We start from the raw sequence: 25,170 nt of genomic DNA, 5'->3' as shown, positions 1-25,170 counted from the left end.
TTCCTCGGCAGAAAAACCGTCTGTTTTCCAGGCCTGGAGTACCGAAAATGACTGGTATTGCCCGTCAGGTCATGCTTGGGGTCTGACACAGGATGCAGCACAAAATTCGCCGCAATGGCACAATTGCCCGTGCATCACCCTCCCCCCGACAGGATCCCCCATGCTGCAATTTAAAACCGACGCATTGATGACCACCCCGTGCGACGACGAAGAAGACAACATGGCCATGCTCTGCTGCCACGGTAAAAGCGGCGAGATGTTCATGCTGAGCCGTTACCCGGATGAAGACGAAGTGGAGTTGACCTGGGACTACGAGCCGTCGACGCTGGACGGGCTGAAAGTCAGCCTGAGTGACACGACCTTGCTGATTGAGCTGGCCGCTGGCGATGCCGATGCCTTGGGTGGCAAGGACCAACTGGAGATCAGCCACGCCACCGTTGCGGCGGATATGGCCGAAGTCGAAGAGACCTTGCAGAACATTCTCAAGGGCACCGGCACTTTCACCCGGATTTAAGCTGCACCAACGATCAAATGTGGGAGGGGGGCTTGCTCCCGATAGCGGCGGGTCAGTTGATACATCTGTGACTGACACACCACTGTCGGGAGCAAGCCCCCTCCTACATCGGCCGTGTTCCAAAACAAAAATCCTACACGATTTGCCAAAAATACCCGTTACGCCGTTAGTCGCCGCCCCCTTCGATGCATTAAAGTAGACGCCCCCGGCCTTGGCAGTTTGCATAACACCCAGGCTCTTCTTCCCAGGAACCGTCATCGATGGAACATCGTGAAGCGCTGCTTGCGCTGCGAACCTTTCTTTCCACGCAGATTCTCGGCCAGGAAAAACTCATCGAGCGCCTGCTCATTGCGCTGTTGGCCGACGGCCACATGCTGGTGGAAGGCGCGCCGGGCCTGGCCAAGACCAAGGCCATCAAAGAACTGGCCGAAGGCATCGAAGCGCAGTTCCATCGTATCCAGTTCACCCCCGACCTGTTGCCCGCCGACATCACCGGCACCGAGATCTATCGTCCGGAAACCGGCAGCTTCGTGTTCCAGCAAGGCCCGATCTTCCACAATCTGGTGCTGGCCGACGAAATCAACCGGGCGCCGGCCAAGGTGCAGTCGGCCCTCCTCGAAGCCATGGCCGAGCGCCAGGTCAGCGTGGGTCGCAGCACCTACGACCTGTCGCCGCTGTTTCTGGTGATGGCCACGCAAAACCCCATCGAGCAGGAAGGCACCTACCCGCTGCCCGAAGCCCAGCTCGACCGTTTCCTGATGCACGTCAAGATCGGTTTCCCCGACGCCGCGGTGGAGCGGCGCATCCTGCAACAGGCGCGCGGCGAAGCGCTCAACGGTGAAACCAAGCCCGAACGCCGCGTCAGCCAGCAGGCGATCTTCGCCGCGCGCAAGGAAATCCTCGGCCTGTACATGGCCGATGCAGTGGAGGAATACCTGGTGCAACTGGTGATGGCCACGCGCACCCCGGCCAAGTTCGACGCGGAAATGGCCGAATGGATTGCCTACGGCGCCAGCCCCCGGGGCTCGATTGCCCTCGACCGCTGCGCCCGTGCCCACGCCTGGCTCGCCGGTCGCGACTTCGTCAGCCCGGAAGATATCCAGGCGGTACTGTTCGACGTGCTGCGCCACCGCATCATTTTGTCCTTCGAGGCAGAAGCCGCCGGCATCGACCAGGACCGCGTGGTGCAACGCATTCTCGACGTCGTTGCCGTCGCTTGAAGCCGATGAACACCAGCGCCGGGATCCGCGTCACGCTCAGCGAGCTGATCGAGATGCGTCATCGCGTGCGCGAAGTGCAGCTGTTCTCCACGCCCGGCCAGCGCAGCCCGATGATCGGCCTGCACCACTCCAAGCTGCGCGGGCGCGGTGTCGACTTCGATCAGGTGCGCGTATACCAGGCCGGCGACGACGTGCGTACCATCGACTGGCGCGTCACCGCGCGCACCCAGGAACCGCACACCAAGCTGTTCCACGAAGAGCGCGAACGCCCGATCTTCATCATGGTGGAACAAAGCTGCCGGCTGTTTTTCGGTTCGGGGCAGATGTTCAAGTCGGTGCTGGCGGCGCAGGCCGCCAGCCTGATCGGCTGGGCCGCGCTGGGGCATAACGACCGGGTCGGCGGGCTGGTGTTTGGCGACCGCGAGCACTACGAAATCAAACCCCGACGCAGCAAGCAGAGCCTGCTGCAACTGCTCAATCGCCTGGTGCACGTCAACCAGAGCCTGAATACCGACAGCCTTCCGGAAGCCGACGCCCTGGGCATGGCCCTGCGCCGTGGCCGCGAGGTGTTACGCCCGGGCAGCCTGGGCATCGTGATCTGCGACGAGCGCGCCCTCACCGAAGGCGCCGAACAGCAACTGAGCCTGCTGTCGCGCCATTGCGACCTGCTGCTGCTGCCGATTTCCGACCCGCTCGACCACGCCCTGCCCGCGGCCGGGCTGCTCAGGTTCGCGCAACGCGGCGCGCAACTGGAACTGGACACACTCAACTTCGACCTGCGTCAGGCCTACAAGGCCCAGGCCGAAGCGCGCACGGCGCGCTGGGAACGGCTTGCACAGAAACTGCGGGTGCTGCTGATGCCCTTGAGCACCCAGAGCGAAATGGTCGAGCAACTGCGCGAATACCTCAACCCGCAACGCCCGGTCAAAAAACAATGAGCAGCCTCGACCAACTGCAACCGCTGATCACCCCGCCGCCCATTGGCCTGTGGCCGCCCGCGCCGGGCTGGTGGCTGTTGCTGCTGGCAGTGCCGCTGCTCGGCTGGGGCCTGTGGTGGGCTCGCCGCTTCCTGCCCGCCCGCCGTCCGGTAGCCCGCGCCGAACAACCGCTGGACCCGTTGCGCATCGCCGCCCTCGCCGAACTGGCCTTGATGCCCAAGCCATACGACGGCGCCCCCGCCGGTGCCTGGCTGCAACAGCTCAACGGCCTGCTCAAGCGTCTGTGCCGCAACGATTACCCCTACAGCCAGAGCCACACCCTCAACGGCCGCAAATGGCTGGCATTCCTCGATAACCGCTGCCCGGCCGCCGGCCTCACGCGCTGGATGGTGCTGGTAGAAGGCGCCTACAAGCCCGAATGCAAGCTCGACGACAAGGCCATCGCCGGCCTCACCCAGGCCGTCGACACGTGGATTCGCAAACATGTTTGAGTTCGCCTGGCCGTGGATCTTTGCCCTGCTACCTTTGCCCTGGTTGATGCGACTGCTGCTGCCCATCGCCGACAGCGGCGAGCCGGTACTCAAAGTCAGCTACCTCGAGGACCTTGAAGGCCTGGCCCGACGCCGCGCGCGCATCAACCTGCCCGGCTGGCGCCAGCAAGCGCCGTTCGTGGTGCTGTGGCTGTTGCTGCTGACCGCCGCCGCCCGCCCCGAATGGCTCGGCGAACCGCTGCCGATTGCCGCCAGTGGCCGCGACCTGCTGGTGGCGGTGGACGTGTCCGGCTCCATGGACTTCCCCGACATGCACTGGCAGGACGAGGACGTCAGTCGCCTCACCCTGGTCAAGCATTTGCTCGGCGATTTCCTGCAAGGCCGCGAAGGCGATCGCGTCGGGCTGATCCTGTTCGGCAGCCAGGCGTATTTGCAGGCACCGCTGACGTTCGACCGGCGCACCGTGCGCACCTGGCTGGACGAAGCGCGCATCGGCATCGCCGGCAAGAACACCGCCATCGGCGACGCCATCGGCCTGGCCCTCAAGCGTCTGCGCCAACGCCCGGCGCAGAGTCGCGTGCTGATTCTGGTCACCGACGGCGCCAACAATGGCGGCCAGATCGACCCGCTGACCACCGCGCGCCTGGCAGCCGAAGAAGGCGTGAAGATCTACCCCATCGGCATCGGCGCCGACCCCGAGCAGACCGGCTCCCTGGGCATTCTCGGCGTCAACCCGAGCCTGGACCTCGACGAGCCGGCGCTCAAGGCCATCGCCCAGGCCACCGGCGGCCAATATTTCCGCGCCCGGGATGGCCAGGAGCTGCAGCAGGTGAAGGAAACCCTCGACCGCCTTGAACCGGTCGAACAGCAACCCACCCAGGCCCGCCCGGCCCAGGCGTTGTACAGCGGGCCGCTGGCGTTGGCGCTGATCCTGAGCATGCTGCTGGTGATCCAGGAACGCTGGCCCGACAACGCGCTGCAACGGCTGTTGAGCAAACTGCCGAGCCGGGGGATGTTCCTGCCGCAGCGCCCAGAATGGCGCCAGCGCCTCAAACGCCTGCGTTTGCGGAGGCGTCGATGATCGATCTGTGGCCGCATTGGTTCCGTCCCTGGTGGTTGTTGCTGCTGCCGCTGCTCGGCTGGCTGCTGTGGCAGTTGTGGCACCGGCAAAAACGCGCCGGGCGCTGGCAGATGATCCTGCCGCCTGCGTTTCACGCCGTGCTGCTCAGCGGCGGCAACGGGCGCGAGAGCAAATCGCCGTGGGTGTTGCTGGGCCTGGCGTGGCTGCTGGCTTTGCTGGCATTGCTCGGTCCGAGCTGGCAACGCGTGGAACAAACCAGCCAGAAGCCTGCCGACCCGTTGGTGGTGCTGCTGGAGCTGACCCCGCAAATGCTCGCCACCGACAGCCCGCCCAATCGTCTCGAACAGGCGCGGCGCAAGCTGTATGACTTGCTGCAGGCGCGCAGCGATGCGCAAACCGCCATCGTGGTGTACGCCGGCAGCGCCCACACCCTGGTGCCGCTGTCGGACGACCTCGGCACCAGCCGCAACCTGCTCGAAGCGCTGCGCCCCTCGATCATGCCCGAGCCTGGCCATCGCGCCGACCTCGCCGTGGAAAAGGCCCTGGCCCTGCTCAAGCACGGCGGTCTCGGCCAGGGGCGCCTGCTGTTGATCGGCTCGTCGCTGTCCAAACAGGAGCGCCAGGGCATCCGGCTGTTGCTGCAGGGCAACGCGTCACCGGCGCTGTCGATCCTCGGTATCGGCAGCCGCGAAGGCACGCCGGTGACCCAGGAAAGCGGCGAGTTCCTCAAGGACGAACAAGGCGCGATCCTGATCCCGCGGCTCGACAGCCCGACCCTCAAGGCCTTCGCCAACGAGATGGGCGGCCGCTACCGCGCCGCGCGCCTGGACGACAAGGACCTGCGCCAGCTCGGCGTGCTCGACCCACCGCAAACCCTGCTCAGCGACGGACAATGGCTGCACCTCGACACCTGGGCCGACCAGGGTTACTGGCTGCTGCTGCCGCTTTTGCTGCTGGCCGCCTGCGCCGGTCGCCGCGGCTGGCTGTTCTGCCTGCCCCTGCTGCTGCTCGCCGCGCCTCAGCCCAGCTACGCCTTCGAGTTGCAGGACCTGTGGCTGCGCGCCGACCAGCAAGGCCAGCAGTTGCTGCAAAAACAACGGCCCGCCGAAGCTGCCGAGCGTTTTGCCGACCCCCAGTGGCAAGGCGTGGCGCTGTATGAGGCTGGCAACTACGCCGAGGCGATCAAGCGTTTTGCCCAGGGCACTGACGCCAGCGCCCACTACAACCGAGGCAACGCCCTGGCCCGCTCCGGCGAGCTGGAAGCGGCGATCGATGCCTACGACCAGGCCCTGGAAGCACAGCCGGACCTGCAACCGGCGCTGAAAAACAAGGCCCTGGTCGAAGCCCTGATGCAGCAGCAGGCGCCCCCCGAGCCGCCAGAGCCTGCAAAAAACGAAGATGACGAAACCACCCAACCCGGCCAAACTGCGCAACCGGGCGACAGCGGGCAACGTGCCACTGGCGGCGAGCAATCGTCCCAGGGCCAGGGCCAGACCGGTGACACCCAGCCGGGTACGCCGGCCAAGTCCGGCAGCAACGAAGTACCGGGCAGCGAGCTGGGCGATGAGCAAACCACCACCCCGCCGCTGAGCGCCAATGACGCCAGCCTTGACGGCGAACACCGCCAGGCCCTGGAACAATGGCTGCGGCAGATTCCGGACAACCCCGGCGAGCTGCTGCGGCGCAAATTCTGGTACGAACAGCAACAGCATCAGGACAAGACGCGATGAGCCGCCGCACCACCCTTCTGCTTCTGCTCGCGCTGACGGCAGGCCCCGCCCAGGCGGCGAGCCTGGTCGCCAGCGTCGACCGCAGCCGCCTCAACGCCGGGGAAACGGTGGAACTGACGGTGGAATCGAGCGACGTCACCCAGTTCGGCAAGCCCGACCTGTCGCCGCTGGACGCGCAGTTCGAAGTCAGCGGCACACGCCAGATCAACCAGCTCACCACCCTGGGCGGCGACAACCACGCGACCACGCGCTGGATCATCACGTTGTTGCCCAAGGAGAACGGCGAGGTGGTGATCCCGCCGCTGCAGGTGGGCGAATACACGACCCAGCCGATCACCCTGCAAGTGATGGAAACCGCCAGCCAGAACACCAGCGCGGAACTTGCACCCGTGTTTGTGCAGGCCAGCCTCGACCAGAACACCGCGTACGTGCAGGCTCAGGTGCTGTTGACCGTGCGCGTGTACCACTCGGTGTCGCTGTATGACGACAGCAGCCTCACGCCATTGCAGATCCCGGACGCGCGCATCGAGCAACTGGGCGAGTCGCGCACCTACGAGAAAGTCATCAACAGCATCCGCCATGGCGTGATCGAAACGCGCTATGCCCTCTACCCGCAGCGCAGCGGCGCGGTGGAGATTCCCGCGCAGACCTTCAGCGCGACGCTGGTGGAGTCGCGCCCGGCGCAGGAAAACACCCTGCAAGGCACCAAGCCGGGCAGGCTGATCCACGTCAGCTCCGCGCCCATGCTGCTGACGGTCAAGCCCAAACCCGCCCTGTACCCGGCGGATACGCCCTGGTTACCGGCGCGCAGCCTGACCCTCACGGAAAGCTGGAATCCGGAGCCTGAGCATGTGCAGGTCGGCGATTCGCTGACCCGCAGCCTCACGGTCAAGGCCGAAGGGCTGTCCAGCGCGCAACTGCCGACCCTGCCCAGCACCGACATCGCCGGTCTGCGCCGCTACCCGGACCAGCCGGTGCTGGGCAACCAGAACAGCGACCGCGGCCTGGTCGGCAGCCGCGAAGACCGCGAGGCGCTGGTGCCCAACCGGGTCGGCGCGCTGGAGCTGCCGCCGGTGGAAGTGGTGTGGTGGAACACCCACGAAGACCATCTGGAGCGCACCAGCCTGCCGGCGCGCACCCTGCAAGTGGCCAACAACCCGAGCCTGGTGGTGGACACGCCCGCCACCCCGACCATCATCACTGCACCGGACGACAGTCGCCTGTGGCTGTGGCAGTTGAGCACCCTGCTGCTGTCCTGCACCACCCTGCTCGGTTTCGGCCTGTGGTGGCGCGCCCGCTCGCAGCCGGCCGTGTTGCGCGCCGCGCAAACCGGCCCGAGCCCGCGCAGCCTGCTCGACGACCTCAAGCGCGCCACCCAGGCCAACGACCCCCAGGCCACACGCCAGGCGCTGGACGCCTGGGCCCGCCAGCAACCGGAAACCCTCGCCGAAATGGCCGCGCGGTTCGTGCCGTTGTCGGATGCGCTGGATGGGTTGAATGGCGCGCTGTACAGCGAAGGGGGCCACTATTGGCTGGGCGAAGACCTGTGGCGCGCGGTGAAAGCCATTCCGATAGCGGACCGCGAGCAGGACCCAACAACGGACAGCACCAGCTTGCCGCCGCTCTATCCCAAATAACCGACACACCCAAAACTCATGTGGGTGGGTTTGTCTGTGGCGAGCGGGCTTGCCCTAATGCCGTTCAGTTAAGCGCAGATTCCCTGTGGCGAGCAGGCTTGTCCTGCGTTGGGCTGCGCAGCAGCCCCAAAGCCAGGCGCTGAGCCGTATCAGGTACACCGCGTTTTGCTCGATTGGGGGCGCTTCGCACCCCAACGCGGGGCAAGCCCGCTCGCCACAGGGAGGGTGAGATTTCCGGTTCTAAAGCAGCCCGTTATTTTGTGTTTGATAAGAGTGGCTTGCCCCTCCCACCCTTGAACTGTGTCGGTTTCAGGCATAGCCCGCGCTTTTGCAGGTAAACTCCCCTCCTTTCCATCTTCTCCACGGAGTTCGCCTTGCGTCTGTTTCACACCTCCGACTGGCACCTGGGCCAAAACCTGCATGGCCAGGAACGCGACTTCGAACACGCCTGTTTCCTGGCGTGGCTGCTCGGCCAGCTCAAGGCCCACAGCCCTGACGTGCTGCTGATCGCCGGCGATATCTTCGACACGGTCAACCCGCCGCTCAAGGCCCAGGAGCGGCTGTATGACTTCATCATCAGCGCCCACGAACAAAACCCCGCACTGACCATCGTGATGATCGCCGGCAACCATGACTCCGGCTCGCGCATCGAGTTGCCCGCGCCGTTGATGCGCCGTCTGCGCACCCATGCGCTGGGCCGGGTGCTGTGGCTGGATGACGGGCAACTGGATGCCGAGCGCCTGCTGATTCCTTTGCCCAATGCCAAAGGCAAGATTGCCGGCTGGTGCCTGGCGCTGCCCTTCCTGCGCCCGGCGGAAGTCACTGGCGCCCACCTGGGCGACGACTACCTGCGCGGCATCGGCCAGGTGCATGAATGGTTGATCGCTGCCGCGAACGCCAAGCGCAAAAAAGGCCAGGCGCTGATCGCCATCAGCCATGCACACATGGCCGGCGGTTCGGTGTCGGAAGACTCCGAGCGCAGCCTGATCATCGGCAATGCCGAGGCGATGCCGGCCAGCCTGTTCGATAGAAGTGTCGCCTATGTTGCCCTCGGCCATTTGCACAAACCGCAAAAGGTCAACGGCGAAGAGCGCATTCGCTACAGCGGCTCGCCGATTCCACTGTCGTTTTCCGAGATCGGCTACAAACACCAGATTCTCGACGTGATGTTCCAGGGCGAAAGACTGGTCAGCGTCGAACCGATCCTGATTCCGCGCTCGGTCAACCTGCAACGCCTGGAAGCCGCCCCCCTGGCCGATATCCTCAAGGCCCTGGCGGACTTGCCCGACATCGACCTGCTCGCCGAGACCCAGCGCCATCCCTGGCTGGAAGTGCGGGTGCGCCTGGACGAGCCGCAACCGGACCTGCGCCAGCAAATCGAAACCGCCCTGCAAGGCAAGGCCGTGCGCCTGGTGCGCATCGCCGCCGAATACGCCGGCACACGCGGCCAGGACGACGCGGACCAGGCGCGGCTGGTCGAACTCGACCAGCTCACGCCCCAGGAGCTGTTCAGCCGCGCCTGGCAGGACAACTATGGCAGTGAAGTGGATGAACAGACCTTGAAGGACTTCGCCGTGTTGCTCCAGGAAGTGCAGCAGGAAGGTGAGCAGCCATGAAGATCCTCGCCATCCGCCTGAAAAACCTCGCCTCCCTGGCAGGCCCGTTTGAAATCGACTTCACTGCCGAGCCCCTGGCCAGCGCCGGGCTGTTCGCGATTACCGGGCCCACCGGCGCCGGTAAAAGTACCTTGCTCGATGCCCTGTGCCTGGCGCTGTTTGGCGCGGTGCCACGGCTGGGCGACACCGGCCAGGCGAAAATGCCCGACGCCGATACCGATATTTCCATCGGCGACCCGCGCACGCTGATTCGCCGCGGCACGGGCGGCGGCTATGCCGAGGTGGATTTTGTCGGTGTCAACGGCCGTCGCTACCGTGCGCGCTGGGAGGCCAACCGCGCCCGCGACAAGGCCAGCGGCAAGCTGCAAAACAGTCGGCAAAGCCTGCTCGACCTGGACAGTGATCAGGTGCTGGCCAGTCAGAAAACCGAATACAAGACCCAGCTGGAACTCGCCCTGGGCCTGAACTTCGAGCAGTTCACCCGTGCGGTGTTGCTGGCACAAAGCGAGTTCAGCGCCTTCCTCAAGGCCAATGACAACGAGCGCAGCGAACTGCTGGAAAAGCTCACCGATACCGCGCTGTACACCCAGCTTGGCCGCCGCGCCTTCGACAAGACCCGGGACGCCCGCGAGGTGCACAGGCAACTGCAGGACCAGGCCACCGGCATTGTCCCGCTGGCCGCCGAAGCCCGCGCCGAGCTGGACCAGCAACTGAGCGAGGCGCAGCAACAGCTCAAGACCCGGCAGGCCCAGCTCAGGCAGCTGGAGTTGCAGCACACCTGGCTCAAGGAGTTGCGTGAGTGGCAAGAGCGCCATCAACATGCGGCGCAGCAACTGCAGCGCGACGAGCAGGCCTGGGCAGCCCAGGCCCCGCTGCGCCAGGACCTTAATCACCTGGAGCAGTTGGCGCCGCAACGACACCATTTTGCACGCCAGGCCGAACTCAGTACCTTGCTCCCGCCACTGGCGGCGCAGATTCAGCAGTATATTGAACAGCAACACGCGCTGCAGACCCGCCAGCAGCAGGCACAGCTGCAACAAACCAGCGCGCAAAGCGCTGTGGCCCAGGCGGTAAAAAACCAGGCCGACGCTGCGCCGCTGTTGCGCCAGGCCGTCGAAGAGCAAAGCACCCTCGCCCACCTGACCCGCGACCTCGCCAAGCGCACCGAAGAAAAACACCAGCAGCAAAGCGCCTGCCTTGAAGGCCAGGCCCGGCTCAAAGCCATGCAGGACAAACACGCCGACGTCGAACAGCGCCTGCAGCGCCTGGCCGCAGAGCTTGAGCGCAGCGCCAACCTCGCCCCGCTGAGCGACGCCTGGAACGCCTACCGCGACCGTCTGCAACAGTTGATGCTGATCGGCAACCGCCTGAGCAAAGGCCAGGCCGAATTGCCCCAACTGGAGCAGCGCGCCACGGCCACTGCACAGGCGTTCGCCGAGCAGCGCGAAGCGTTGGACCTGCTGTTTCAGGAGGCCGGTGCCGAACCCCACGCGGTAGCGGAACAGGTGCAACTGCTGGCCAGCCTGCTGCAGGACAATCGCAAGCAGCAGCGCGCCTTCGAAGAGCTGACGCGCCTGTGGGACAGCCAGCAACAGTTGGACCAGCAAGCCGCCACCCTCACGCAGAAGCTCGCCGATGCTGCGCAACAACGCGAGCATCTGAACCAGGCCGGCCTGCAAGCCAAGGCCGAACTGGCGGTGGCCGAACAGACCCTCACCGTGACCCGGCAACTGCTGGAGCGCCAACGCCTGGCGCGCAGTGCCAGCGTCGAGGAGTTGCGTGAACAGTTACAGGATGATCAGCCCTGCCCCGTGTGCGGCAGCGCTGAACACCCGTATCACCAGCCCGAAGCGTTGCTGCACAGCCTGGGCCGTCACGATGAAACCGAAGAGGCCACGGCGCAGAAGGTCGTCGACACGCTCAAGGAAAAGCTCACCGAACTGCGCGGTGAAGTCGGTGGCCTGATCGCCCAGCAGAAAGAGTTTTTGCAACAACAGGAACACCTGGCCGCCCAGCACACTGCGCTCAAGCCGAGCCTTGAAGCGCACCCTTTGTCGGCTTCGCTGTTCAATCAGGAAGCGGCCAAACGCAGCGCCTGGCTGGGCCAGCAGCTCAACCAGCTGACTCAGAGCATCGGCCAGGACGAACAGCGCCAGGCCGCACTGCTCAACCTGCAACAGAATGCCGGGCGCCTGCAACAGCAGTTGAACAACGCCCAGCAAGCGAGCCAGCAAGCGCGCCAACTGATGCTCGACCAGCAACGCGAACTGGCCAACGACCGCGAACGCCTTGACGAAGAGCTGCACGCCTTCGCCAACCTGTTGCCCGCCGAAACCCTCGACGGTTTGCGCAGCGATCCAGCGGCAACCTTCATGCTGCTCGACCAGCACGTCAGCCAGCGGCTTGAGCAACTGGGCCACCAACGCGACGAACTGGCCGAACAACAAGCGCGTCAGCAGGCCATCGAAAAAGAGCACACCCATCAGCAACACCGTGAGCAACAGCTCGACGCGCTTAACCAGCAATTCAATGAGCTGGCGACGCAGCAACAGGCCGCTCAGGAAAAACTCGGTACTTTGCTGGGCGACTACACCAGTGCCGAACACTGGCAACAGCAACTGGAACAGGCAGTGGTGCAATCGCGCCAGAGCGAAGCCGAGGCCAGTCAACAGTTGCAGGCTATTCACGACGAACTGATCCAACTGGCGGCCGACCTCAAGGCTCGCCAGGAGCGTCAGTCGGCGCTGCACAGCGAACAACAGGCGCTCGACACGCGCTTGAGCGAGTGGCGCGCACGGCATCCCGAGCTGGATGACACGCACCTCACGCGTTTGCTGGCGTTCGATGATGCCCAACTGAGTGAACTGCGTCAGCAGGTGCAGACCAGCGAAAAAGCCCTCGAGCAAGCCAGGGTGTTGCTGCATGAGCGCGAACAGCGCCTGGCCGAACACCAGGCCCTGCACAACGGCAACCTCGAAGCAGAACAGTTGGACAACAGCCTCGCCGCCCTCAATCAGCACATCGCCGAGGCCGAAAAACAGTGCGCCGAGCTGCGCGCACGTCAATCGGAAGACCAGCGCCGTCAGGAGGCCAACAGCGCACTGGCCGCGCAAATTGCCCGGGCCTATGAAGAGTGGCAGCGCTGGGCACGCCTGAATGCGCTGATCGGCTCGGCCACCGGCGACACCTTCCGCAAGATCGCCCAGGCCTACAACCTCGACCTATTGGTGCACCATGCCAACGTGCAGTTGCGCCAATTGGTGCGCCGCTACCGCCTCAAGCGCGGCGGCAGCATGCTTGGCTTGCTGGTGATGGACACGGAAATGGGCGACGAACTGCGCTCGGTGCATTCGTTGTCCGGCGGCGAGACGTTCCTGGTGTCGCTGGCCCTGGCCCTGGGGCTGGCGTCCATGGCGTCGAGCACCCTGAAGATCGAGTCGCTGTTTATCGACGAAGGCTTCGGCAGCCTGGACCCCGAGTCGCTGCAATTGGCGATGGATGCCCTGGATGGCTTGCAGGCCCAGGGCCGCAAGGTGGCGGTGATCTCCCACGTGCAGGAGATGCACGAGCGCATCCCGGTGCAGATCCAGGTCAAGCGTCAGGGCAACGGCTTGAGTACCCTGGAGGTCCAGTGAGCGAGGCGCTGTTGTATTCGTTCCGGCGTTGTCCTTATGCGATGCGCGCACGTCTGGCCTTGCGTTATTCAGGCGTGGCGGTGTGCATCGTCGAGGTGAGCCTCAAGGCCAAGCCGGCCGACATGCTGGCGCTGTCGCCCAAGGGCACGGTGCCGGTATTGAGCGTGGGCGGCCAAGTGATCGATGAAAGCCTGGCGATCATGCAATGGGCCCTGGCGCAGCACGACCCGGATGACTGGTTGCTGCAGGATGACCCGGCCGCGCTGGCGTTGATCGCCGAGAATGACCAGGGCTTTAAATATCAGTTGGATCGGTACAAGTATGCCGAGCGCTACCCTGAGCATCCGATGGAACATTATCGGGCCGAGGGTGAGGTGTTCCTGCAGAAGCTGGAAAATTTACTGGCGGGGCATAGCTGCTTGTTGGCCGATCATTTGAGCCTGGCAGATGTGGCACTGGCGCCGTTCGTGCGCCAGTTTGCCCATGTGGATCGCGAGTGGTTCGCCAGTACGCCCTATGTCCGATTACAAACCTGGCTGCAGCGCTTTCTGCAATCGCCGCTGTTTGTAGCGGTAATGGCCAAACCCTGAGTTCAACACCATCAAATGTGGGAGCTCAGTTCAAGCTTATCGCAGGGTCTTGTGATCCAGGGCGGCATAGAAGTTGGCGCTTTGTTGCAGGTACTTCTGGGTGTAGGCGCTGGTGCCGGATTTTTTGTCGGTGACTTCCACGCTGGCGGCCGCTGGCAAGGCAACAGTGGCGGAAACAGCAGAAGCGGCGATGATGGAGAAGAGGTTCAAGTTCATGGCGGTAACCCTCGTGTTCGTTTGGTTGAGTGGCCGGGGAAGGCCTTGGGACTCAACGTACGCCCGAGGGTTGAACCTTAGAAATGCTTTGAAACAGTAGCCGCTATTAACAGAATTAATAGACAAGCACAGGCCCCGCGTTGCGGGGCCTGTGGCTTATTGACGCAGCAGAAACTTGAGGTCGCTGGGCGCATCAATAGGCAGTTTCTGCACGGTTTTACCCAGCAGGCCGGTCTTCGGGTCGCGTTCGATCACCACGATTTCATTGCTCTTCTGGTTGGCGATCAGCACGAACTTGCCGCTCGGGTCCAGGCTGAATTCACGCGGGTGGTCGCCCTCGACGGAGCGTTTTTGAATCTGCTTGAGGTGCGCCGTCGCCGGGTCGATGCTGAACACCAGCAGTTGATTGGCCGTACCGCGATTGCTCACGTACAGGAACTTGCCGTCACTTGAGGCATGCAACGCCGCACCGGCCTTGTCGGTCACCGGCTGGCCGGTGGCGTAATCCACCAGTTGGGTCTGGGTGAGCTGGCCGTCCTGATAATCGAAGACCGCAATCTGGGCGCTCATCTCGGTGGTCAGCCAGGCATGCTTGCCGTCGGCGCTGAACAGCAGATGACGCGGACCGCTGCCGGCCGGGAGTTGCACCGACGCCGGCCTGGCCGGGGTCAAGGGCTGTTCGTGGTTGGCCTTGGGGTCGTAACGGTAGACAAACATCTTGTCGGCACCCAAGTCCTGCACGAACACGTAGTTGCCATCGGGCGATGACACCACCGAGTGCACATGGTTGGACGCCTGGCGCTCAGGGTTTACGCCACTGGCGGGGTGCCCGCTCATCTGCACCGGTGCCGACAGCTTGCCACTGGCGTCCAGCGGCAGAATCGCCAGGCTGCCGCCCGGGTCCTCCAGTACCGAGTAGTTGGCAACGAACAGATAGCGCCCGTCAGCCGCAATGCTGGAATGGGTCGGCTCATTGCCCAGGCTCTGCACCTGGTTGATCAGGCTGAGCTGATGGTTCTGCGGGTCGATGCTGTAGCCGCTGACGCGTCCGACCGCATCCTGCTGGCCCGGGCCATTTTCGTTGACCACGTAGAGACGCTTCTGGTCTTTGGAAAGGGTCAGCCAGGACGGATTGGCCGCCTTGGCCGCCAGCACCGGCTTGCCGTTGAACTGGCCGGTACGGCTGTCGAACTGCAGGCGGTAGATTCCTTCGCTGCTGCCAGCGGTGTAGCTGCCCACCAGCAGGTCATGGGTGTCGGCCGGTGCAGCCTGCACCGACATCGCACCGACACTGCCCGCCATCAGCAGCGGCCAGAATTTACGCATCATCATGCTCGTCGTCCTCATCGTTATTGTTGCCGGTGATAGCACTCATGCAGATCAGGCGATGCTCGCCCGAGTCACTGCAGAGGGTCCAGCTTTGCAGGGTGTTATCAAACGTGGCGTTTTCCACCTGCTGAAGGCTGAAGGTCCAGCGCTTTTCTGCGCGGCCGTCCATGGCGGTGATCAGCAGGTGTTCCTTGGACAGCGCAAAGTCGAAGGCGTGCAGCCCGTCAATTTCAAGCATGTCGGCGGTGGCAAGGACGGTGGTGAGGTTGTCGGCAGTCATTACGAGTCGGTCATCGGCAAAGAGAAAGTGCACATGATAGGCGAGTTGGCGCATCAGAGGGTGGCGGTAACCGGCTAACGCCCGCGCGGCATTGCGAGCCGTAACGTAAAGGGATCCCCTTCTCTTTCGTAAAGGAATACCCATGACCGACAACTTGATCAAGCGTGCCGTCCACGCGCAGTTCGGCACACGACCGACGTTGCGCTCGGTGGTCGCGCAGATGCTCGCCGACCACCTTGTGGAAAAATACCCGCCGCTGACGCTGCCCGTTGCCCGATTGCGCCTCGCGCTGCCCCGTGAAGGCGGTGGACGCAGTTTGCAGCCACTGCTTGAGGTCGCGCTTGACTACCTCGCCAGCGGCATTTTCCCTGACCTCACTGCTCGCGACGGGCTCGACGCTTACCTGAGCGACGCCGGCGGCACGCGGCTGGTCTTCGAACAAAACGGCACGCACAGCTACGACCTGGCGGTGGTGGAAGCGATCATCCGCGAACTGCCGTTTATCGTGCAGGTGGGCTTTCAAGACGCGCTGACCGCCTACTGGAACATGCCCAGCGACGCCGCAGGCAGCCGCTGGCAGTGGTTTGCCGGTATTTTGCAGGGCCAACTGCGCGCTGCAGCCATCCGCCAATTGAGCGGCGATGTCTCTGCGTTGCAACGACTCATTCACCTGGCCGACTACCCTGCGCGCGAAACCCGCAGCCAGCGCGCCGGGCCAGAATCTTCGCTGCATGCCTACAGCGTGGAAACCCGCCTGGTTCAAGGCGACATCCAGGTCACGTTGCAATCGAGCGACCTGGTATTGGTCGATGGTAAACAGGCGTGGCTCTGCAGCCTGTCGGGCCGCATCGAAGCCTACCCCAGCCTGGATGCCTTTGGCGAAGCCTGGGGGCGGCGCATTGCAGAACAGTTCACCGCCGACAGCCTCACCTGGCAACTCTATGAACCGGACGGCAATATCTTCGAAGTGCAGGCTGCACTGGTGCTCGATGCCCAGCTCGATGACATTGCGGCCCTGGACCTGACGAGCGCTACCTCGGCTGATCGCCTGCAAGCGCAGTTCGAATCGCTGACCGACCCCGCCGCGCGGCTGGGCGACGTATCCACCGCGCCGAGCCAGACCCTGCTGTCGGTCGAGGCCGCCCTCCCCGACTGGTTGCGGCAGGCCTCGCCCGACCTGCGTTTGGCCTATCGTCGCTGCCTGCTCGAACAAGCCAGCGTCAGGCGGCTGGAAGACGGTAAAACCTGGCTGACGGGTCTGGACGATATCCGTTCCTATGCTCGTCGCCATCTGGACAACCAGCTGTGCCTGGAACGCAATGCCTGGCTGACCAACCAGCGCACCTGTGAAACCGACACCGCCACCTACAGCGCCGACCACCTGGAACTGACCTTTGCCGTACCCTACGGCACGCTCAGCGGGGGCTACCTCGAAACGGTGCGCATGAGCCTGGTGGACCTGGCCCTGAAAAACCTGTCGGGCAAACCGCGCGGTTCCATGACCCTGCGTGACACGACCGGACAAGCCCTTGAAGCGTGGCTGACGCCCGATTACATCGAGCAATTGGTACAACGGGTGGATATCGGTCTGAACTACCCCAACTACGTTCGTCGCCAATTGCTCGGCGACACCGATGAGGCGCAGCAACGCAAACGCCGGTTCATTGCCCAACGTCCGCTTGAACTGACGAGCCAGGCGCTGGAGCACGCCATAAAGAACGAAGCGGGCCTTACCTGGATGGGCGTCAAGTATGTGACCGCCGTGGTCGCTGCCAGCCGCGCCGAGCGCTGCGTGGATAACCGCGACATCGTCATGCGCCCGCTGGCCTTTCAACGCAAGCCCGGAGCCAAGGCGGATGGGGTGCAGCACATGTTCATCATCGAGCCGCGTGATGGCCAGGCCGGCCCACATTTGCTGTACCGCCCCAGCTATCGTGAGTCGCTGTTGCAATTCAGCAGCCGCGAGCAATTGCTTGCGGCCATCGTCAAGCCGGGCGAGCTGCAGGACAGTGTCCTCGCGTGGCTGGGTGACAGCGCCCGTCTTATTTACAGCAACGGCGGATTCAACGAGCCGCATTACGTGCGGATCGGTGGCATTGGTTCGGAGTTCGATCCGCTGCCCGCCGTGCCCGCACCGGCGATACTGGCGTTGAGCGATGATGAGAGCAACGACGAACTCATGCAGTCGCTGACCAATGGCCAGCTCATGGAGTACCTGTTTACCAGCGAGGCGCGCCAACTGCTGGAGCAAGCCGAGCGCGAGTCGACCTCCAATGTCGAAAGCCGCTGGGCACTGATTCTGGAAGGCGCGCAACTGGGCTTTAATACCTTATTGATGCTGGTGCGCGGACCGGCGGCGGTGGTGGGCTGGTTTATGCAACTGGTCCAGAGCCTTGCCCAGGACTTGCCGGCGCTGGTCAGCGACGACCCAATTGCGCGGGAACTGGCATGGATCGATTTGCTGCTCAACACGGCCATGGTGCTGGTGCATCAAGCCTCGGCTCCACCCGCAACGCAGCGGCCGCCTATTGATCAGTCGGCCGTCGCCCGACTGCCACTGCGGCGCACGGCGGGCCCGCCGGCAAAAACACTGCCCGTGATCAAGCGCGGAGCGGTCGGCCTGCCCTCCGAACCACCGGGTGGCGGTCGCACGCGGGTCAACTTCGATCATTCAGTGGCCGGCGACGGCGCATCCGCGCGGCTGCTGGAAAAACTGCTGAACTACAAAGTGGCCTGGCCCGACCCTGTTCCCGCTCCCATCGAAATCGGCGCGCTCAAGGGTCTGTACAAAATCGATAGCGTTTGGCATGCGTCGGTTGGCGGGTTGTTGTTCCGGGTCAAGATCGTTCCAGGGTTCAGTGAGGTATTTATTGTTCACCCCGAAAAACCCGCCCATCCGGGCATCAAGCTAAGAACCGATAGCAAGGGCCACTGGACCCTGGATCGCGGTTTGAAGCTGCTGGGCGGTGGCCCCAAACGTATTGCGCAGTTGCGCGAGGAAAACCAGCGCAAGACTCGTGAAATGGTCGCGCAAATGGAGTCCCTTGGCCTGGAAATCACCCCGCAAATAAATGAGCTCAATGCATCGATGATGCGGATGCAGACGGCCTACGAGAACTTGATCAAACAGGGCAATACGCTCAAAACGGTATGGAAGCTGCTCCAGCACGCCGACGCCGCACAAAAACCCGCGCTGCTGCAAAGGCATCAACTTGAGGTGCAGGGTTACGCCAGGCTGCGCAACCAGTACGAAGCGCTGCTGGAACCGCTGCAAAAACGCTATGACCAGGTGCTGCCGCTGCGTCTGGAGCTGGTTGAAGTGGGTCGGTCTCTGGAAAAGTATGGGGGCGCCGGGGTCCACGTCCGGGACCGGGCCAAAACACTGCACACCCTTTGGGGTGATCAGTTTTCCATTCACACGTACCTGAGGGGCTGGGCCGATACGCTGCGTTTCACCGGCAGTGGAGAGCCGATGTCACACCTGGTTTTGCGCATGCTCCCGGAAAAATGGATAGGAAACCCAACTGCCTATAACGAGCATGTCACCAGAGCGATTGAACTGGCCGACATGTGGCAACGCATGGCAACGCTTTCCGAAGCCATGGAAAACACCCTGGATCAACTTGAAAAAGACTCCGTCGCGGGCCGTGCGATACGGGAATCGCTGCTGGCCGGGATCAAGCATCCCCAGCACTTCTCCTCTGAGAGCCTGAAGCTCAACTCACTGATCCCGTTGTCGTGGATACTGGTGGAACCATTCGAGCCCGGACTGATACGCACGCCACAAGAAGCGCTGTACGTCGAACACCTGGCGTACATGGAGTTGACCAAAGCTGTGCTGTCCCATGTCGAGGTGCGTAGCAGTTCAGGCTATGCCCTGGCAGAACAACGCCAGGTATACGACACGGTACTGGTCATGTACCGGCGCTATGAACATGCCGCACAAGTACTCAAGACGATCAACCCGGGTCGCCTGCATCCTGTGTCGGAACGCCTGTTCAAGCAATTGGACAGTGCTCGTCGGCTGGCCGAAACCGAGCTGGAAACGGTGGTACGCCGACAGGAAGAACTGGACACCCAGCCCCCCACTGCGACCAACCTGCGCCCCAAGGCCTCGACAAAACGGGTATTCAAAACCCGCAAGCACCACTACTACGTCGGAGAACTGCAGCCAGCAGGCGCGACGACCGATACCACACACATTGTCATCACCGACACGATGACAGGCGAAGCCATTGCAAGGTATGACCAACAGGCGGACGGCTGGGCGCAGTCCAGCCAGGACACGCCGCCGGCGCCTGAACCGGCGCCGAAGGCGCAGTCGCTGACCACCCTGAAAAACCAGGGTTTGCAGCTGATCCGGGAACGGCCGGCGCTTGAGCGCGTCATCGCTACCCAGCAGCAGAAACTGCAATCGCCGCTGACCCGACAAGACGTCAACCCGGCGGACTGGGATGCGCTGCTCGGCGGACAAGCGAGCAGGCTTGACGCACTTGCTGACGAGATCGCACGCGAACACCTCGCCAGCCCGACGGCACAGGATTTGATCGATGACTTCAGGGCCAACGCCCGTGACATGACTCGAAAGGCGCAGCGCGTCACCAGCGACGCCTACAAACAACAATGGCCAACCCTGGAAGGTATCGATTACCTGTGGCGCCATAAAGAAATCGATATCAACCTGACCAGCCAGGCAGACCCGCTGCGTCCCACCTTGAGCGGAGACTTCTTTACCGAATACGCGGTGTACGACAAAGCCCGCAAGCCTGCGGTGGTGTTGTGGTACGCGCACTTTCACTACACATCAGCCGAGGCTGCGCCCGCGGCTTATACCCGCGCCCATCTGAAGCTGCCCGAGCAACGCAAATTCACGCAAAAGGATCTGCTCAAGCAGCATGTGCAAGCCAGGCTGCGCGCTCAGCAGGAGGCCGGCGCCGAGCCGCTGGGCAAGATTCTCTATGTGCTGATCGAGCCGCCAACTGACCGGTTGTTCCTGAGCATTGCCCCGTCTACTGCAGGCTGAACACGTAAAGGACTACCCATGACGCTCCCTGAGTCCTCCACTGGCGCACAAGCACTGCGCCAGGCCGTGCAAGCGCAGTTTCGTGCTCGCCCCACGCTGCGCTCAGTCATTGCACAGTTGCTGGATCAACTGATCATTGAAAAAACCGCACCGCTCAATATCCCCGCCGAAGCGGCGTATGTCGCCTTCCCGAATCAGGCAGGCGGTTATGACCTGACCCGGCTGGTGGAGGTGGTGCTCGATTACCTGGCCGGCGGTGATCCGCCGGACTTTTACACCGGCACCGCAGACCGTGTGCCGCACCTGGTGGACATCACCCGGCGCAAGGTCACCTTCGCCCAGGTCGGTGACTCGCACGCTGCGACCGGGCCAGACATGACCATGCTGGCAGGAGTGGTTCGGCAACTGCCCGGGATTATCGCCATCGGCTTTCAGGAGGCGTTGGCCCGCTACTGGAATGGCGCCAGTACCGCCGGCGGCAGCCGCTGGGAATGGTTGGGCGACCGGCTTGCCGAGGCGCTGCGGGTCGCCGCGATCAGCCACGCCGCCGTCGACCCGACGCTGGCTGAAACCCTCACGCAGATGGCCAATCATCCTGATCGCCTGGGCCTTGAGGCGTTCAGCCCGGCGCGCGTGTACGTGCTCGAATCGCGGGTGTCCAGGGGCGCACTGTCCAGCACATTGCTGTCGCCTGATTTGTTGGTGACGCTCGATCAACGGGTGTTGCATTGCCGGTTGTCAGGCGTGATCGCGACTTACCCGTCGATGGACGCATTCGTCCAGGCCTGGCAACGCGAGTTGAGCCTGCAGTTCGAAGCCGACGCTATAAAACTCAAACGCTATGAACCTTCCGGCAATTTTTTCGACACCCAAGCGGCACTGCTGTTGAATCAACAGCTGGAGGATCTGGCCGCTATCCAGTTGCCGGCGCGCACCAGCAAAGCCGAACTCGCCGCGCTGTTCGTGCGCGTCACCGATCCGGCCGCGTGGTTAAGTGGCGCACACAGTGTCGATCCTCAATTCTTGCGGCGTGTGCACGCGGCGCTGCCTGGCTGGTTGAGCAGTGCCAAGCCCGCCGCGCAATTGGCGTACCGCAGGCACAGCCTGGAACTGGCCAGGAACCGCCAGGCCAGCCAGGGCAAATCGTGGTCCGATGGCATCGATAACCTGCGGGTGTACGCGGCGAAACAGCTGCACCGGCAAATGCGGCTGGACCAGCCCCAGGCGCCGGGCTATCAACCCGATGAGCTGGAGCTGACCTTCGCGGTGGCGGTCGGCACTTTGGGCGGCGGTTATATCGAGCGCCAGACGATGAGTCTGACCGACTTGGCATTGAAGAATCTGTCCGGCAAACCCAAGGGCACAATGACCCTTCGGCACACTGGCGGGCAACTGATTCAGGCCTGGACAACACCCGACTATCTGCTGGACCTGATCAGCCGCGTGGACATTGGCAAACACTACCCGCTTTTGCTCAAAGAGCATTTGTTGGTTCCCTCTGCCGAGGCCGTTGAACGCCAGCGGCTGTTTGGCGAAGCGTTGAGGGTGATGCTAGCGTTGACGGCGCTGGAACTGGCGGTCAAGGGCGAGCAAGGTTTTACCCTTGTGGGCTACCAGTTCATCGCGGCCCTGGTACAGCCCGGCGCGGTGCAACAGATCGTGGGTGACGACGCGGTCGTGATACGCCCGCTGGCATTGCGCAGAAAAGACGGCGCCACCCCCGATCAGGTCGACACCATGTTCGTCATCGAACGCACCGACAACCGCAAGGGCCCGCATATTCTGTACAGGCCTTTGTATGAGCAGTCCCTGCGGCAGTTCGCGGATCGTTCAGCAATGCTGGCGGCCATCGCCGCACCCGGCGACCTGCAGGAAAGCGTGTTGGCGTGGCTGCCTGAGCATGCACGACCGATCTATGCGCACGGCGGTTTGCAGGAACCGCACATCGTGCACTTCTCCGCCCTGGACCCGTTTGACGTACCTGAAAGACCCAGGCCCGCGACGCTGGCGGCTGATGCGACCGATGAAGAACTTATCCAGTCGCTGCAAGGCGGCGAGCTGATGCAGCATCTGTTTGGCCGCAACGCCCGGGCGCTGGTGGACCTGGCCGAGCGCGAAGCGGTGTCCAATGCTCAAAGCCGCTGGGCGATTGTGCTGGAGGGCGGCTGGCTGTTGTTCAACATCCTGTTGGGGCTGCCGCTGAGTGCGCCGGTCATGCTGGTGGGCTGGATGGCGTCATTGAGCAGCAGTCTGATGCATGACATTCCCGGCCTTGATAGCACGGACGCCATCACCCGCGAGCAGGCCGTTGTTGATCTTTTACTGAACATCGCCCTGGTGCTGCTGCATGCCGGTACGGCGGTCGACGTTGCGCGAGGGTCCGATCCACCGCGCTACGGGCTGGCGCTGGACCCGATTCGCCGGGCATCGGGTCGACCGCCGGACACCACGCTGGTAATTGATCCAGGCCCGATTGCGCTGCCGTCCGAGCCCCCGGGAAGCGGTCACACCTTGCTGGACTTCGACACGTCAGTGGCGCGGGATGCCTCTGCCGCGCGCCTGCTTGAACAGCTCACCGCCGTGCGCGTCGAATGGCCCAAAGAGCACCTGGCTCCGGTGGATACCGGTGCCTTCAAAGGCTTGTTCAGGATCGCGGGAAAATGGCATGCCACGGTCGCTGGCCGGCTGTTCCAGGTGAAGATCGTGCCGGGCTTCGGCGATGTGTTCGTCGTGCATCCGCTAAAACCGGATCATCCCGGCATCAAATTGCGCACCGACGGCCAAGGGCACTGGACGCTGGATCGTGGCCTGAAACTGACGGGGGGTGGCCCGAAAAAACGGATTGCCGCCTACCGGCAGGCGCTGGAGGACCGAACGGCGCCACTGTTGGCCCGCAAGGCCGATATCGGCAACCAGATGGATCAACTCTGCGCCGTCCACGAGCAAGCGTTCAACAAGGCCCGGCACACCCGCGCCGCGTTTGAGTCAAACCGTGCAGCGCTGATAAACGCGTGGAACACGGTCCAGACGTCTGCGTCCCCGAAGACGCATGACCTGCAACTGCAGCAGTTCTGGCAGGAAAAAACCCGCGCAACCCAGGTCGCTTTTGAAGTGGCGTTACGCCTCATGCAGCGCAACGTGGACGCACTGGTGCCCTTGCAACGGCAGCTGCTCGACAGCTTTAACCAGATTCGCGCGGTGGACGCAGCGCCCCTGTATGAAGAGCAGCAATTAAGCGCGATGAACACGCTGTCGCGGATACATTGTGCCGTGCGCGACCTGTTGCAGGACCATCTCAGGGACGTGGCGATTACCGTTGAAGGTGAGCACGTAGACGCACTTGCCTCACGGTCTCTTGAAGCATTGGCACGTGAACAGAACAGCGTTTACGAGACATTTATCGCGCAAAAGCAACGCGAGCAAGCGCACAGCCAGGCGCTGATCGAATGCACGGAGCGCATAGAAACCCTGTGGGACGAAATGGCCCGACTCTCGCCGGCGGGCAGCGCGCAGAGCGACAAGCTGCACGCGCAAATCACCGTGCCGGAGTTGTTCTACGCCGCCAACTACAGGATCAAGTTACTGAGCACCGAAGTGGAGCTGGCTATCGACCGCAGTGGCCCGGCGCCCGATCACAGCGAGGGGTTTTTCCTCCAGCATCTGAACGGCACGCGCTTTTACTCGGCGCTGATCTCTCATCTACAAATGCGCATCGTGCGCGGCTTTACCCTGCAGGAACAGATTTCAGTCTACGAAAACGTCATCACGCACTACGAAAGTCAGGCCTACGCCATGCGCTCGCTGCACGAGTTGGGGTCGAGCACTGTGCGTCAACCCTATCCGGAGATGTTTCTGGCAAGCCTTGCACAGGCGCGCAGCATCGCCGAGCAAGACCTGGCCACCGCCATTCACACCCTCGAAAAAACCCAGGTACCGCTGCCCAGGGCGCTGCCACTCAAAAACAAGCCTGCCAACAGGCGGGTGTTCAAAACCCGCAACCATGGCACGCTGGTCGGTGATGCCCGCACACAAGCGAGCGACGCGCTTATCGACCTGCATGACCCGCAAACGGGCACCGTCAGCAGCACCTTTCATGCACATCCAGAGGAAGGCAATTACGTCGAAATAGTCCAGGCGGCGCCACCGGCTCGGCCACCGACACGACCGCCTGCAGGGCGCTCGGCAAATGCGGCGATCAAGGCCGGCAACCGCCTCAAACAGGAGCGGGTGAATCGGGAGCGCCTGATTCAGCGTGAAATGCGCCAGTTGGATGACGCGACGTTACGCGATGAGAAGAACCCGCAGGAATGGTTCACACTGCTCGAACAACTGGCCGATGAGCTGGAGTCCATCAGCAACGAGCTTGCGCGCGCAAAGCCGGCCACCGGACCGATCACGGCGGCCATCGAGGGCTTTCGCGCCGAAGCCCTGGACCTGCGCGACACCGGCAAGCGCTACCGAAACAACGCCTACAAGCGCCAGGCGCCGACGTCCGACAAGGTATTTACGCTGTGGCGCGACAATCAGGTGGATATTCAACGGGTCAGCGCCCGCACAGCGACCCAGGCCCAGGACTTTCTCACGGAATATGCGATCCGCGACAAAGCCTCCAACAAGGTGCTGTGGTATGCACACTTTCACTACGCCAGGGGAACCGACGCTGACCTGGCCTACACCGCCGGGCATCTGAAACGCGCGGAGCAGCGTTATCTGGGATTCAAGGCGCAGCTGCAGCAAGCCCGGAACAACCAGGTCGTGGGACGGGTCTGGCGCAGCGACGTCTCGCGGGAGATGGCGAAGAAGCTGTTCTTTTATTCAGCGTGAACGTTGACCGAGGAGGTCCATCGTGAACGGGCACGCTTTGGCAGCC

15 protein-coding genes are annotated in these 25,170 nt (G+C 63.2%); 12 read left to right on the top strand and 3 right to left on the bottom strand.

Annotated features, from left to right (window positions below; all coding sequences use genetic code 11):
* The first annotated feature begins 160 nt into the window (after window positions 1-160).
* The 10 genes from JOE32_RS03935 to JOE32_RS03890 all read left to right on the top strand — a co-directional run bounded on the left by JOE32_RS03935 (window position 161) and on the right by JOE32_RS03890 (window position 13,452).
* Window positions 161-514: a hypothetical protein gene (locus tag JOE32_RS03935; RefSeq protein WP_209981618.1), complete on the top strand. Its 354-nt coding sequence runs from the start codon at window positions 161-163 to the stop codon at window positions 512-514.
* Window positions 515-774: 260 nt separating this feature from the next.
* Window positions 775-1,734, top strand: a complete 960-nt coding sequence (locus JOE32_RS03930; protein ID WP_003236444.1) for a MoxR family ATPase — start codon at window positions 775-777, stop codon at window positions 1,732-1,734.
* Window positions 1,735-1,739: 5 nt separating this feature from the next.
* Complete coding sequence (locus tag JOE32_RS03925; protein WP_209981617.1) at window positions 1,740-2,672, top strand: DUF58 domain-containing protein; 933 nt, start codon at window positions 1,740-1,742, stop codon at window positions 2,670-2,672.
* The gene (locus JOE32_RS03920; RefSeq protein ID WP_209981615.1) at window positions 2,669-3,163 is read left to right on the top strand and encodes a DUF4381 domain-containing protein; all 495 of its coding nucleotides are present in this window, start codon (window positions 2,669-2,671) and stop codon (window positions 3,161-3,163) included. The genes JOE32_RS03925 and JOE32_RS03920 overlap by 4 nt, the downstream gene beginning before the upstream one ends.
* Window positions 3,156-4,244, top strand: coding sequence for a VWA domain-containing protein (locus tag JOE32_RS03915; protein ID WP_209981613.1), 1,089 nt, complete (start codon window positions 3,156-3,158; stop codon window positions 4,242-4,244). Before JOE32_RS03920 ends, JOE32_RS03915 begins: the two co-directional genes overlap by 8 nt.
* A complete protein-coding gene (locus tag JOE32_RS03910) occupies window positions 4,241-5,974 on the top strand; it encodes a VWA domain-containing protein (RefSeq protein ID WP_209981610.1) in 1,734 nt (577 codons plus the stop codon). Before JOE32_RS03915 ends, JOE32_RS03910 begins: the two co-directional genes overlap by 4 nt.
* Complete coding sequence (locus JOE32_RS03905) at window positions 5,971-7,611, top strand: BatD family protein (protein WP_209981608.1); 1,641 nt, start codon at window positions 5,971-5,973, stop codon at window positions 7,609-7,611. Before JOE32_RS03910 ends, JOE32_RS03905 begins: the two co-directional genes overlap by 4 nt.
* Before the next feature lie 374 nt (window positions 7,612-7,985).
* Complete coding sequence (locus JOE32_RS03900; protein WP_209981606.1) at window positions 7,986-9,227, top strand: exonuclease SbcCD subunit D C-terminal domain-containing protein; 1,242 nt, start codon at window positions 7,986-7,988, stop codon at window positions 9,225-9,227.
* The gene (locus JOE32_RS03895) at window positions 9,224-12,862 is read left to right on the top strand and encodes an AAA family ATPase (protein WP_209981604.1); all 3,639 of its coding nucleotides are present in this window, start codon (window positions 9,224-9,226) and stop codon (window positions 12,860-12,862) included. The genes JOE32_RS03900 and JOE32_RS03895 overlap by 4 nt, the downstream gene beginning before the upstream one ends.
* Window positions 12,859-13,452 carry a glutathione S-transferase gene (locus tag JOE32_RS03890; RefSeq protein ID WP_209981602.1) on the top strand — a complete coding sequence of 198 codons (594 nt, stop codon included), beginning with the start codon at window positions 12,859-12,861 and terminating at the stop codon, window positions 13,450-13,452. Before JOE32_RS03895 ends, JOE32_RS03890 begins: the two co-directional genes overlap by 4 nt.
* Before the next feature lie 36 nt (window positions 13,453-13,488).
* On the opposite strand, the gene JOE32_RS03885 is transcribed toward JOE32_RS03890, so the two are convergent.
* From JOE32_RS03885 to JOE32_RS03875, 3 genes are all read right to left on the bottom strand, one after another.
* Window positions 13,489-13,668: a hypothetical protein gene (locus JOE32_RS03885; RefSeq protein WP_209981600.1), complete on the bottom strand. Its 180-nt coding sequence runs from the start codon at window positions 13,666-13,668 to the stop codon at window positions 13,489-13,491.
* Between the two features lie 156 nt (window positions 13,669-13,824).
* On the bottom strand, window positions 13,825-15,000 hold the full coding sequence (locus tag JOE32_RS03880) for a lactonase family protein (RefSeq protein WP_209981598.1): 1,176 nt from the start codon (window positions 14,998-15,000) through the stop codon (window positions 13,825-13,827).
* The gene (locus JOE32_RS03875) at window positions 14,987-15,277 is read right to left on the bottom strand and encodes a DUF5629 family protein (protein WP_209981596.1); all 291 of its coding nucleotides are present in this window, start codon (window positions 15,275-15,277) and stop codon (window positions 14,987-14,989) included. The genes JOE32_RS03880 and JOE32_RS03875 overlap by 14 nt, the downstream gene beginning before the upstream one ends.
* Before the next feature lie 142 nt (window positions 15,278-15,419).
* Here JOE32_RS03875 and JOE32_RS03870 point away from each other — a divergent pair, with 142 nt between their 5' ends.
* Both JOE32_RS03870 and JOE32_RS03865 read left to right on the top strand, forming a co-directional pair.
* Window positions 15,420-20,300 carry a hypothetical protein gene (locus tag JOE32_RS03870; protein WP_209981594.1) on the top strand — a complete coding sequence of 1,627 codons (4,881 nt, stop codon included), beginning with the start codon at window positions 15,420-15,422 and terminating at the stop codon, window positions 20,298-20,300.
* An 18-nt stretch (window positions 20,301-20,318) separates the two neighbouring features.
* Entirely contained in the window at window positions 20,319-25,124 is a 4,806-nt protein-coding gene (locus tag JOE32_RS03865) for a hypothetical protein (protein WP_209981592.1), read from the top strand.
* The last annotated feature ends 46 nt before the right edge of the window (window positions 25,125-25,170 follow it).

This window comes from Pseudomonas sp. PvP025, from assembly GCF_017832155.1.
GTDB lineage: Bacteria > Pseudomonadota > Gammaproteobacteria > Pseudomonadales > Pseudomonadaceae > Aquipseudomonas.
Note: the sequence above shows the minus strand (reverse complement) of the source record. Positions and strands in the feature narration are given on the sequence as shown.